Below are 12,261 nucleotides of genomic sequence, written 5' to 3' on the forward strand. Positions count from 1 at the left end.
TAGCGAATTCCAACAAAACTGTGATATAGATTGTTGCACACAGATTGTTCTTAAGAGGATGGTGGTAAAAATGTGGATTGTCGTAATTTTACTTTTATTTGTATTTACAATTGGATTAACAATCGGAGGCTTACTCACTGCCCCAAGAGAACCAGTTAAACCGATTCATCTAATTCTATTTACTTTGTTTTTCTTGTTTCTTTGTTACTTAGGCATGATTACAGGTATGTTTCTTTCAGGGTGGATCGCTATTCGTTTCATTGAAATCGTGTTAGCCATCTTGTCACTCTTATTTATCGTTGCTTGTTTTAGTCGTTTTCATCCAACTTTAGGATTTTTTCATCCAGAAGATAAAATTTTAATTAGTGTGTTGGCTTTTTTGTTTTTTCTAATGGGTGTAGAATGGGGTGTATTAGAATTTAGAACGTTTTTTACGCTAGCTTGTGGGATATTGTTCGCATTTGCTTTAGCTGCTGGTGTGTTTATTCAATTGCAAATTAAACAAGCTTTGTGGAGAAATTACTATTGTGCGTTTGCTCCCCTTGTTTGGCTTCTTTTCGTATCTATACTGAAGCTGTTATAATATCTATGAGGTGGGCAAAAAATGAAGACAATGTATGATATAGGACAACTGTTAAAAAAACATGGGACGATCGTTTATACACGAGATCGTTCGGTAGATTTAATCTTAATGGAAGATGAGTTACGAGAACTTTATGAGATGAAGTTAATAGATGTTACTGAATATCAGCAAGGTTTGCTTATCTTACGTTCCGAAAAATCTAAATTGAGTTAAAGGTGGAGAAACATGTTAGACAAATGGTATGTAGGTGTAGATATTGGTGGGACAACAATTAAATTAGCGTTTGTTACAACTGAAGGTGAGATCGTAACTAAATGGGAAATTCCAACGAATACATCCGAGGATGGCAAGCACATAACTAAGGATATAGCTATAGCAATAGAAGAAAAATGTCAGGAGCTGGAAGGGAATAAAGCCAATCTTATCTCTATTGGCTTAGGGGCTCCAGGCTTTATTAACATGGAAACGGGCTTTATTTATCAAGCTGTTAATATTGGGTGGAAAGATTTCCCACTTAAAGAGGAACTAGAAAAGGAAACAGGCCTTTCGGTAACTGTAGATAATGATGCTAATATTGCAGCGTTAGGAGAAATGTGGACAGGAGCGGGAGAAGGTGCGTCTAATCTTCTATGTGTTACTCTTGGTACTGGTGTTGGTGGGGGCATTATAGCGAATGGTCAAATTCTTCATGGTGTCAACGGGATGGCTGGCGAAATTGGACACTATACTTCATTGGCAGAAGGTGGCGCGCCATGTAACTGTGGAAAAACAGGATGCCTCGAAACAATTGCTTCTGCTACAGGAATTTCAAGAATCGCGATTGAGAAGGTAGCGGAAGAACCTACTAGTATACTACAAGCGAAACTATATGAATTTAACACATTGACTTCTAAAGATGTTTTTGATGCAGCAGCTGCTGGGGACAAGCTAGCTAATTCCGTTGTGAATGAGGTTAGCTTCCATCTAGGGCTAGCATTAGCTAATTTATCAAATGGTTTAAACCCTGAAAAGATTGTTATTGGTGGAGGAGTTTCTAAGGCTGGTGATGTTCTTTTAAACGCTATAGAGAGACAATTTAAACGTTTCGCTCTTGGACGAGTAGCTGAAGGTTGTGAATTTAAAATAGCTACATTAGGCAATGATGCTGGTGTCATTGGTGGAGCTTGGCTTGCGAAACAAAACGTGGTCGCAACTAAATAAGCATGTCATAATATAAATAGAGACAATCATCAAAGTAAGTTATACAGAGAAGGAGATTATGTTGATGTCAGAATACAGGACGGAAAGAGATTTAATTGGAGAAAAGCAAGTACCTAAGGATGCTTATTATGGCATCCAAACGATGCGAGCTAGAGAAAATTTCCCAATTACCGGCTATCCCCCGCACCCGGAACTGATTCGTGCGTTCGGTTATGTGAAAAAAGCAGCTGCGATGGCGAATCGAGATGTTGGTGTTTTGCAAATTAATATTGCTGATGCCATCATCGAAGCAGCAGAAGAAGTGATTGAAGGAAAACTCAATCAACATTTTATTGTTGATGCTATTCAAGGGGGAGCAGGGACGTCCTTTAATATGAATGCAAATGAAGTAATTGCGAATCGTGCCATTGAGCTGCTTGGGGGACAAAAGGGCGAATACATGCGTGTTAGCCCGAACACACATGTAAATATGGCTCAGTCAACCAATGATGCTTTTCCAACGGCTATTCATATTTCAGCCTTGCGATTAGCAGATGGTTTAACAAAAGAATTAGAAAAGTTAATTGACGTTTTGAAACTGAAATCACAGGAGTTCGATGACGTATTAAAAATGGGTAGGACTCACCTTCAAGATGCAGTTCCAATCCGTTTAGGTCAGGAATTTGGAGCTTACCAACGTGTTTTGTCTAGGGATTTAGGTAGGATCAGACGCTCAGTTGATCATCTTTACGAAGTAAATATGGGAGCAACAGCAGTGGGGACTGGTTTAAATGCCAAGCCAGAATATATTAAGAAGGTTTCTAAGTATCTAGCTGATATTACATCTTATCCATTTAAAACAGCTGAGGATCTTGTAGATGCTACTCAAAATACAGATGCATATACAGAAGTATCAAGCGCACTAAAAATTGCGGCCATTAATTTATCTAAAATAGCCAATGATTTACGCTTGATGAGCTCAGGACCACGAACAGGTTTAAATGAAATAAACTTGCCTTCACGTCAGCCAGGTTCTTCTATTATGCCTGGCAAAGTAAACCCTGTCATGTGCGAGGTTATTAATCAGATTTCATTCCAAGTTATTGGAAACGATCATACGATTAGTTTAGCCTCAGAAGCAGGCCAACTTGAACTGAATGTTATGGAGCCTGTATTAGTGTTTAATTTATTGCAATCTTTATCAATCTTACAAAACGGAATTCGTGTTTTTCGGGAGTATGCGGTTGAGGGCATTACAGCGAATATTGATCATTGTCGCGAGTTAGTCGAGCGAAGCGTTGGAATTGTAACCGCCATAAATCCACATGTAGGATATGAGGTTGCCTCAAGAGTTGCGAAAGAAGCGATTCAATCGGATCGACCAGTGAGAGAGATTTGTTTAGAACGTGGTATTTTAACTGAAGAAGAATTAAATGAGATTCTTGACCCGAAAGAAATGACCAACCCGGGAATTGCTGGTTCTCACTTTATTCAAGGTTAAAAAGCATTTAAAAGATGACTCAATTACATATACTCTGCTACCAAAAAAATAAATGAAATTAATTTATTTTACGCTTATAATGGTGAATCTAGAGTATATTAATTCGAGTGATCTTTTTTTGTTATAAAAATGAAACATTTGCTTGTACTAATCCGTCTAATATATAGTTGTATAGACGATAGAAATATATTAAAAGGGGAGAGTGCTGTACTGTGAGAAAAATTTTAATAATCATTTTAGCTTTAGCAGTAACCGGCTGTACACAAGCTCCCCTAGAAAGCCAACCTTTACCCAAAAGTCAAATAGATGCTCCAATTAAGAGAGATGTACCAAACGCTTTCTTTTCAGGTACAAAGATCGTTGAAATTAAAGAGGAACATCGGGCTGTAGAAATTATGAGTTGGTTTGATTCTAATCATGTACTATTTTTACAAGAAGACTTAGACGGTTCAACTTTGATCAAGCACAACATTTATTCAGGTACTACTTCCGAATTCTATGAAATAAGCGGCTGGATCCTAGACGTTGTAGCAAACGTTGACCATTCATTATTTGCTTTGCAGGTAATAAACGAAGAAGACAAAGCAGAAGTGATTATTGTTAGTAAAGAGGGAAATGTTGAACTAACAATTAATGATTTTGGTGAAGATTACTCTGTATTTTGGAACGAGTATGATGCAGGTTCTCTTATTCTAACCTCTTATTTGCCTGACTGGGATTTTGAAACGTATTTTGTTGATGTTGAAAACGATAAAATGAGACAAATAGAGATTGAACAATCTTACATTCAGTGGGTTTCTAAAGATACCGTTGCATTTTTAAAGTGGGATGAACTTGAACCAAGTTTTGAGGCTCCACTTTATCTTGTTAATGTGAATACGGGTGACTATGAGGTTTGGGAGGACAATGTTATTGCTTATATTAGCTTTCCGGACGAATTGTCGCTGTCTATTTCGGTTGATACTGATTACGATCTGTATTCCTCTTATAAGTTTTATGATCAGCAAGAAGTTTTTAGGGAGATCGAAATACCAATTTTAAACACATATTCTGAACAATGGTGGATTCCTTATTACACTTACGATGACAAAAACGGTATTTTTTATTTTCTGAGACCTAAATCAAGTGGAGACTTTATCAGCTATCAGGATGGATATGATCTAGTTGCTTATAATGTTTACTCTGATTCTGAAGAAACGTTGACGACATTGGAGCGCCATACACCTATTTTAATTTCTCCAGATGGAGAAGTGTTATTAGTTGGTGAACGTTTTGAGACAGCTATGAAGCTAGACGAAAGAGTTCTCGTTCCGTTATGGCAAGACTAAATGAGATGTTGATTTCCCTTGCTTTTTAGAAGAAGTCTGTCATAATAGTGGTAATAATAAGTGAAATGAAAGACTAGGGGTGCCTATGTGAGTGGGCTGAGAAAAAGGTGTTCCTTTTACCCTCGTACCTGATCTGGATCACGCCAGCGTAGGGAAGTCACCGCAGCCGTATTCCGTATGTTCGGATACGGTTTTTTTCGTATTAGTTGACTCGATTCTTAACATTCACTTAGAACCACAAACTTAAATTAGAGGTGAAAACAGCATGAAAGAGTTTAAGTTATATGCTATTACTGGAGAAGAATTTCATCAAGGTCGAGACCTAATCGAGGTCATGGAACAAGCGATACTTGGAGGAGTCGATATCATTCAACTTCGAGACAAAACAAGTAGTAAACGTGAGGTACTAAGAAAAGCGAAGGCATTAAGGGAATTAACGCATAAATATAATGTAACTTTTATTGTGAATGATCATATTGACGTTGCTCTTGCAGTAGATGCTGATGGCATTCATATCGGACAAGATGATTTACCATTGGAAGAGGCGAGAAAGATCCTCGGTGATAAAATTATTGGAATATCCACACACAAAATAGAAGAAGCACGGGAAGCAGAAGCTGGTGGAGCTGACTATATTGGGGTTGGACCTATTTTTCATACAAATAGTAAAGTTGATGTCGTAGATCCGGTTACGACAACTTACATTCAACAAGTAGCAGATGAGATATCCATTCCTTTTGTAGCCATCGGTGGAATTAAGTTGCATAATGTTGATCAAGTATTAAAAGCGGGTGCAACACGAATTTGTATGATTAGTGAAATTGTTGGAGCGCAGGATATTAAAGGAATCTGTGAAACTTTCACTAAAATATTGAATGAAAAGGGAGAAGTTTAATGCGTCTAATTATAAATGGTGAAGAGCATCTGATTAGTGTAACGAATCTTGCTGATGTAGTTGCTCACTTCGAACTTGAACCACACTTAGTTGTAACGGAAGTAGATGGAACTATTATTGAACGTTCAAATTGGGAACAGACAAATTTAACTGATGGAATGAAAATTGAACTTGTTCAATTTGTAGGAGGAGGATGAATGATGAAGAAATTAACGATTGCAGGAAAAGAATTATCTTCGAGATTTTTTTTGGGTACAGGCAGATATCCGAATCCATTTGTTCAAAATGAAGCAATTAAAGCATCAGAAGCAGAAGTGTTAACATTCGCAATACGTCGGGTAAATTTAGGTGCTCCAAATGAAGATGCAATTTTACAGCATTTAGAAGGAATGTCTTTTACTTACTTACCGAATACATCAGGAGCTAAAACGGCTGAAGAAGCCATTCGTATTGCAAGGTTAGCTAAGGCTTCTGGCTTAAGTGATTGGATTAAGGTTGAGATTAGTGCAGACGAAAAAACCTTGCTCCCTGATCCAATTGAAACGTTAAAAGCTACTGAAGTTCTGGCGAAAGAAGGATTTGTTGTACTTCCTTATACTTCAGATGATCCGATATTATGTAGAAGATTAGAAGAGGCTGGTGCTGCTGCTGTCATGCCAGGAGGAGCGCCAATAGGAACTGGTTTAGGAATTTTAAACCCGTATAACTTAGAGTTAATCGTAGAGCAAGCGAATGTTCCTATTATTGTAGATGCAGGGCTAGGCTCAGCTATGGACGTCGCTATGGCAATGGAACTTGGAGCAGATGGTGTGTTAATGAATACTCCTGTAGCCAAAGCAAAGGATCCTGTTAAAATGGCAACGGCTATGAAATTCGCTATCGAGGCAGGGAGACTTTCCTTTGAATCTGGTCGAATTCCAAAGAAGAAATATGCTACGGCTAGTAGTGGGTTATCTTCTTTCGTATCGAAATAGACAGAGTGTAGGGGGAGTCAATTGTGAAAGAACAAGTAATCATCTTAGGAGGCGGTGTCATTGGTCTTGCTACAGCGTTTGAGCTTAGTAAGAGAAATTACAATGTAACGGTTCTCGAGAAAACAACGTGTGGGGGACAAGCATCGGGAGCAGCTGCCGGAATGCTCGCGCCGTATTCTGAAATTGGCGAAGACCAGATGATTTTTTTCGCTTGTGTTTAGATAGTCTACGGATGTATAAAGGTTGGCAAGCGGAAGTAAAAGAAGTTGCTCAATTGGATTTTGAATTCACAGAAAGTGGTAGCTTACACGCCGTTTATCATGATGCAGATGTGTTAGCCCTTGAAACAAGACAATCTTGGCAAAGGGAATGGGGAGCAGAAGCAGAACTGATCACAGGAGATCGCTTGTGGAAAATGGAACCAGAGTTATCAAGAGACGTGAAAGCAGCGATGTATTACCCAGAAGAAAGCCATGTCTTTGCACCAGACTATGTAAAAGCACTTGAAGTGGCATGTCGTTTAAATGGTGTTGAGATAATTGAAGAACTTGAACATTTAAAAGTTGTAGATTGGAAGCAATCTGTTAAGGTACACTCAAAAGATGGACGAGTTTTTAACGGAGATAGATTAGTTGTTTGCTCGGGAGCTTGGTCTGGAGAGTTAGAGGAAACGTTCGGAATTAGAATACCAGTTTATCCGATCAGAGGCCAAATATGTGCGTATGAAGTGCCTGTTACACAGGTGAAGCATATTGTTTATACAAGTCAAGGTTACTTAGTTCCAAAAGCAAATGGAACACTTGTAAACGGAGCCTCAGAAGATATTGCAGGCTTTCAAACAGACGTAACAGAAAAGGGTATTGCCAGGTTAACAAACTGGAATAAACAAGTTTTTCCTTTTTTGAAAGAAAAAATTCCTTTTCATACATGGGCAGGATTACGTCCAGCAACACAGGACGGGTTTCCTCTTATCGGAAAATTAAATGAGGCGCCACATGTTGTGTTCGCAACAGGACATTATCGAAACGGAATTCTTCTAAGTCCGATTACCGCTGTAGCAGTAGCGGACCTTTTAGATGAAAAACAAGCGTATTCCCCTCTACAATCCTGCAAACCGGATAGATTTTAAACCGAAAAGGTCGAACCTTAGCCTATTTAACTTTTTTATCAGGATGGGAGGAAAGAAAAATGACAATTGCTAAAGCATTAACAATAGCAGGTTCTGATAGTGGTGGTGGCGCTGGAATTCAAGCTGATATTAAGACTTTTCAGGAACTAGATACATTTGGAATGAGTGTTATTACGGCTTTAACAGCTCAGAATACCCTTGGTGTACATGGAGTGTTCCCACAATCACTTGAAGCAATTGAAGCTCAAATAGAAGCGGTTTTATCAGACATTGGGGCAGATGCTGTGAAAACAGGAATGTTATTCTCAGCTGACATCATTGGTCTTGTTGCCCAAAAATTAAAAAAGTACAGTGTGAAAAATATTGTTGTTGATCCTGTAATGATTGCTAAGGGAGGCGCTGCTCTTTTACAAGAAGAAGCTGTAAAAGCGTTGATAGGGGAATTATTACCAATAGCAACTGTAATTACACCAAACTTACCAGAAGCGGCGAAACTCCTTGGACGAGCTGAAATGCAAACGATAGAGGAAATGAAGCAAGCTGCTATAGACCTTCATTCGCTTGGGGCAAAAAATGTTGTTATTAAAGGGGGACATTTAACAGATGGCCCGGCCATTGATTTATTTTATGATGGTATCACTATTTACGAGCTTGAAACCAAACGTATCGAAACAAAACATACACACGGGACGGGATGTACCTTTGCTGCTGCAATAGCAGCTGAATTAGCAAAAGGAAGAACAGCTAAAGAGGCAGTAGAAAAAGCGAAATCATTTATTACAGCTGCTATTACTTTATCTTTAGATATAGGAAAAGGAATAGGTCCAACTAATCACTCAGCTCACCGTCGTCTATGAGGAAAGATTAGAGGCTGTAACATATTAAAGTGTTTAAATGAGCATACGAACGATTCAACCTTAGCGAAGCGACCCTCTTTTCGTTCGGATATTCTCGTTATTTTAAAACTCTTTTGTCCCAGCCTCTTATTTCTAGTATCCCTCATTTAAAGGGCTCTTTCGTTTCGCATACGACAAATATGCGTTTTAATTTGAGTCAATATAGTTTTGCAGAGTAAGTAGTAAGAAAGGAAAGAAAAGCGATGTTTCAAGGGAATAAACTAGTTCTTATCCTACCTGGGATTTTAATGCTTGTCATGTTAGTAGGAGGCTATCAATTTTTACAAGGCTCAGAAGCCATAACTAATGAAGAGCTAAAGGATATGGTTGAATATGAGGCAGAGATTCAAGAGACGGAAAGTGGCCTGTATATAGATGCTAATTGGGATTGGACAATTATGCCAATTGAAGGTTTGTACGGAGAAGATTATCTATCTGTATATTTTATGGATGGTGACAAGGTCAGGACAGATGTTGTAATTGAAAAAGCTGAATTGCAATTGTTACATTCCGATCAAATAATTGAAGTACAAACAGGAGGAAAAGTTGCTAATGGTGTCATTTTTAGCTTTTCGAATAAGATTGTTGAACATGAGAGCTTTGGAAATTTAGGTCAATTACAAGTTGTTGTTAGTGGCACCGACCTGACAGAAAATGATGTTAGAATTCAACTTCTTCATACATGGACTGAACATGCGCCCCTTGAAAAAGAAGATGCTACATTTTCAGCGCCTACTTTCACAAATGCAGCTAACGTACCTTATTGGATAAGAAAATTTCAATAAAAAAACTAACAATCAAGCATTAAAGGAATGATCTAAATTTGAAGATCAGAGGCTTATCCTATCAGAATGGAATTTTCTACATAGGGAAAAACCATGTCGCTTGTGCCTATCACGATAAGGGAGTATTAAATACATGGCTGAAACCGATTTGCGCTTCTACATTAATCCAAATGATGAAGCAAGTAATTTGGTCGATGCCGTTGTGGTATAAACTATTTACGGTCATATATTTGGGGCTCATTTTCTTACCAAAAATAATTGAATTATGGCAACCTTTACCGTGGAGTGGTTTACCGTTTTACACAGTCTTTTATTTAATGTTTGGGACTCATTTCATTTTTCCAAACGAGTTAAAAAAATATCATGGAGCTGAACACAAAGTGTTTAGTGCTAGAGGAGTAATTCGCCGGGCTCGATTATATCAGATTAATAAAGCGAGCATAACGAACAGGCATTGTTCTACTAATACTGTCGTGATTTATTTTATGTGTGTTTTAATAGGCACAAGCCTAATCGTACTTGCAACAAAACAACTCTCTTCGGCACTAGCTATAGCCTCATATGGTAGTTTGTTTGCTATTCCTATTATTCAAAGATTGATGGATGTTAAAGGTTTCGTTTTTTTGCGAAAGTCTATTTTAAGGTTATCGTACTGGTTGCAAATGTATGTTACGACAAAAGAACCAGATCGTATGCATATGATTGCGTCAATTGAGTCTTACCGGAAATTAGCAAAAGAAGAGTTTCCAGAGAGATTAATTGTGAGAAAAATACCATCTAAAAAGGAGGAGAAGCACTTGGCAATCGTAGATGTAACGGTTATTCCGATTGGTACTGAAACGGCTAGTGTAAGTATGTATGTAGCCGAAATGCAAGAAGTGTTAAAAACTTTCGATGGAAAGATAAGCTATCAATTAACTCCTATGAGTACATTAATTGAAGGGGAGTTACCTATTTTATTTGAAGTGATCCAAGCTATTCATGAAGTGCCATTTAAGAATGGTGTAAGCAGAGTAGCTACAAATATTCGAATTGATGATCGAAGAGATAAACATGCTACAATGGCAGGAAAGCTAGAAGCTGTAAAGGCCCATTTAAATTCTACTAATGAAAATGAACTGAATAACTAACGAAAAAAAGCTAATGTGGATTATTACTTCTCCACGTTTAGCTTTTTTTACATTAGGCTGTTTTCGAATCTTTTATTGTTTAGAAATGACGTGTTCGTTCCTTCGATCCACTTCACTAAGAGAAAACAACCATACTCAATTGCAACAAACATTAAGAACGGCTATCCATTAAAATGTTTTAATCATTGTTACATGCGGAATTCCAGCATCTAGAAACTCTTCTGAAACGGTCTCATACCCTAATTTTTGGTAAAATGGTTGAGCTTGAATCTGAGCATTTAACTTTGATTGAGTTGCGCCTTTTTGCTTAGCAACGTTTTCTATCTTCTCCATTAGTAATTTTCCAGTACCGGTTCCTCGTTGATTTTTTTGAATACAAATACGCTCAATTTTTCCGTATCCATCTACAAAACGAAGTCTTCCTGCACCTACAGCACTTTGTTGCTTATCGTAAACAACAAAGTGAATAGCCTCGTCTTCGTATTGGTCAATTTCTTCTTCCATCGGAACTCTCTGTTCTTCTACAAATACTTCCGTTCGTACTTTAAAAGCATCATCTAATTGTTTCTTTGTCTCAACTATTTCTACATACATGTTTAATTAAGCTTCCTTTCCAAGGTGAAATGTTTCATAAACAGTCCAAGAACCGTTCTCAAGTTGATAAAGTAATTGCATGCGATTAATTGTTTCCTGATGCGAAAAGGAACCCATCTTGAGTCTACCTACGACATCTGCATGCTCATCATTCGAAAGATCTTGTCCGATCGTTAGATGAGGGATAAATCCGTATTTAGGATTTGGTTCAAAAGGGTCACTATGTAAGGCTTCATAAAGATTAGTTAATGATACATCCTCTCGTATTTTAAAGAAAATGGTATTAGATTGAGGAGAAAACGTATCAACTTTATAAACTTCTATCAAAGCAGGCTCTGCATTTTTAGCGACCTCTCTAATATTTGCTAGAAGTTGGGGAAGGTCACTGTCATCGACCTCAAACGTTTCTTTTAACGTAATATGAGGTGGAATAAGGGCGTAGTGAGAATCATAACGCATTCGATAAGAGTTTGCTTGATCTTGCAATGGTTTTGATGGAAACAATGCAATTCCGTATTTCACAAATATTCCTCCTTAAGATAAGAGTGTTATTAAACCTCTAGGTAAGTCTTTTTGCCAGTGAGTCCAAGTGTGGTCGCCATCAAATTCAAAAAACGAATAAGTGAATGATTTCGTTCGGATAAGTTCAGACATTTCTTTGTTTGGAGTTATAAAATCTATGATTTGACCATCAGTTGTTTTTACGGCTGTTTCTTTGTTTCCAATTACATGATAGATACTTAGCAACTCCGGTTTCTGACAATCTTTAATTGCTTCTAAAACCGTTTCATTTACAAATGGTGAATGAAGCATAATTTGTCCAAATAGGCTTGGATAGCGTAAAGATGTTAATAATGATACAGTTCCAGCTAACGAATCACCTGCAAGAGTTCGACCTGAGGCTAGCTGGTGAGTTGGATAGGTATCTTCAATAAAGGGAAGAAGCTCATTTGCTAAAAAGCGTATGTAAGCTTCCACTTTTTCTCCATTAGGATGATAACGTTGCCTTCTTTCGCTAACAGAAGGGTAAGGAACACCAATTACAATTGTCTCCTTTATCTCTCCTTCTTCGATTAATTCTTCTATTTGCCTTGGGATTCTGCCGAGCTGAAAGTAATCATTGCCATCCTGACAAATAAGTATGTCATAAGTTTGCAAAGGAGTGAAATTTGGAGGAGTATAAATGAGTAATGACATCTCATCGTTTAGCTCTTCACTTCTAACTTTTTTTTCTGTTATAGCCCCAGCAATAGGTCTTTTAACCATC

16 protein-coding genes, 1 pseudogene and 1 riboswitch are annotated in these 12,261 nt (G+C 37.7%); of the genes and pseudogenes, 14 read left to right on the plus strand and 3 right to left on the minus strand.

Annotated elements, in window-relative coordinates; translation table 11 throughout:
- Positions 1–70 precede the first annotated feature (70 nt).
- The 14 genes and pseudogenes from JCM9157_RS02200 to JCM9157_RS25620 all read left to right on the plus strand — a co-directional run bounded on the left by JCM9157_RS02200 (position 71) and on the right by JCM9157_RS25620 (position 10,400).
- A complete protein-coding gene (locus tag JCM9157_RS02200) occupies positions 71–583 on the plus strand; it encodes a hypothetical protein (RefSeq protein WP_035661599.1) in 513 nt (170 codons plus the stop codon).
- 21 nt (positions 584–604) lie between these two features.
- Positions 605–796: a YqgQ family protein gene (locus JCM9157_RS02205; RefSeq protein WP_035661602.1), complete on the plus strand. Its 192-nt coding sequence runs from the start codon at positions 605–607 to the stop codon at positions 794–796.
- A gap of 12 nt (positions 797–808) precedes the next feature.
- Positions 809–1,783: an ROK family glucokinase gene (locus tag JCM9157_RS02210; protein WP_035661604.1), complete on the plus strand. Its 975-nt coding sequence runs from the start codon at positions 809–811 to the stop codon at positions 1,781–1,783.
- A 64-nt stretch (positions 1,784–1,847) separates the two neighbouring features.
- The gene (aspA, locus tag JCM9157_RS02215) at positions 1,848–3,263 is read left to right on the plus strand and encodes an aspartate ammonia-lyase (protein ID WP_035661606.1); all 1,416 of its coding nucleotides are present in this window, start codon (positions 1,848–1,850) and stop codon (positions 3,261–3,263) included.
- 212 nt (positions 3,264–3,475) lie between these two features.
- Positions 3,476–4,591, plus strand: a complete 1,116-nt coding sequence (locus JCM9157_RS02220; RefSeq protein WP_035661608.1) for a YqgU-like beta propeller domain-containing protein — start codon at positions 3,476–3,478, stop codon at positions 4,589–4,591.
- Positions 4,592–4,656: 65 nt separating this feature from the next.
- Positions 4,657–4,763: riboswitch (TPP riboswitch) on the plus strand.
- Between the two features lie 93 nt (positions 4,764–4,856).
- Entirely contained in the window at positions 4,857–5,486 is a 630-nt protein-coding gene (gene thiE / locus JCM9157_RS02225) for a thiamine phosphate synthase (protein ID WP_035661611.1), read from the plus strand.
- Positions 5,486–5,683, plus strand: coding sequence for a sulfur carrier protein ThiS (gene thiS, locus JCM9157_RS02230; protein ID WP_035661614.1), 198 nt, complete (start codon positions 5,486–5,488; stop codon positions 5,681–5,683). Before thiE ends, thiS begins: the two co-directional genes overlap by 1 nt.
- Before the next feature lie 3 nt (positions 5,684–5,686).
- Complete coding sequence (locus JCM9157_RS02235) at positions 5,687–6,460, plus strand: thiazole synthase (protein WP_035661829.1); 774 nt, start codon at positions 5,687–5,689, stop codon at positions 6,458–6,460.
- 23 nt (positions 6,461–6,483) lie between these two features.
- Positions 6,484–6,681: an FAD-dependent oxidoreductase gene (locus JCM9157_RS25940; protein WP_369384677.1), complete on the plus strand. Its 198-nt coding sequence runs from the start codon at positions 6,484–6,486 to the stop codon at positions 6,679–6,681.
- Between the two features lie 11 nt (positions 6,682–6,692).
- Positions 6,693–7,589: a glycine oxidase ThiO gene (gene thiO / locus JCM9157_RS02240; protein ID WP_369384678.1), complete on the plus strand. Its 897-nt coding sequence runs from the start codon at positions 6,693–6,695 to the stop codon at positions 7,587–7,589.
- 59 nt (positions 7,590–7,648) lie between these two features.
- Positions 7,649–8,446 carry a bifunctional hydroxymethylpyrimidine kinase/phosphomethylpyrimidine kinase gene (thiD, locus tag JCM9157_RS02245; RefSeq protein ID WP_035661617.1) on the plus strand — a complete coding sequence of 266 codons (798 nt, stop codon included), beginning with the start codon at positions 7,649–7,651 and terminating at the stop codon, positions 8,444–8,446.
- Between the two features lie 242 nt (positions 8,447–8,688).
- Positions 8,689–9,270, plus strand: a complete 582-nt coding sequence (locus JCM9157_RS02250) for a hypothetical protein (RefSeq protein WP_035661619.1) — start codon at positions 8,689–8,691, stop codon at positions 9,268–9,270.
- 38 nt (positions 9,271–9,308) lie between these two features.
- A pseudogene (locus JCM9157_RS25615) lies at positions 9,309–9,995 on the plus strand (DUF1385 domain-containing protein); the annotation flags it as partial.
- Between the two features lie 72 nt (positions 9,996–10,067).
- Entirely contained in the window at positions 10,068–10,400 is a 333-nt protein-coding gene (locus JCM9157_RS25620; protein WP_035661831.1) for an MTH1187 family thiamine-binding protein, read from the plus strand.
- 168 nt (positions 10,401–10,568) lie between these two features.
- Here JCM9157_RS25620 and JCM9157_RS02260 read toward each other — a convergent pair whose 3' ends face one another.
- Genes JCM9157_RS02260 through JCM9157_RS02270 form a run of 3 tightly spaced genes read right to left on the minus strand, consistent with a single transcriptional unit; the run spans position 10,569 to position 12,260 of the window.
- Positions 10,569–10,994 carry a GNAT family N-acetyltransferase gene (locus JCM9157_RS02260; RefSeq protein WP_035661620.1) on the minus strand — a complete coding sequence of 142 codons (426 nt, stop codon included), beginning with the start codon at positions 10,992–10,994 and terminating at the stop codon, positions 10,569–10,571.
- 6 nt (positions 10,995–11,000) lie between these two features.
- Complete coding sequence (locus tag JCM9157_RS02265; protein WP_035661622.1) at positions 11,001–11,516, minus strand: YjcG family protein; 516 nt, start codon at positions 11,514–11,516, stop codon at positions 11,001–11,003.
- Between the two features lie 12 nt (positions 11,517–11,528).
- Positions 11,529–12,260, minus strand: a complete 732-nt coding sequence (locus JCM9157_RS02270; protein WP_035661624.1) for an esterase family protein — start codon at positions 12,258–12,260, stop codon at positions 11,529–11,531.
- Position 12,261: the final 1 nt, after the last annotated feature.

This window comes from Halalkalibacter akibai JCM 9157 (genome assembly GCF_000513135.1).
GTDB classification, from domain to species: Bacteria; Bacillota; Bacilli; order Bacillales; family Bacillaceae_D; genus Halalkalibacter; species Halalkalibacter akibai.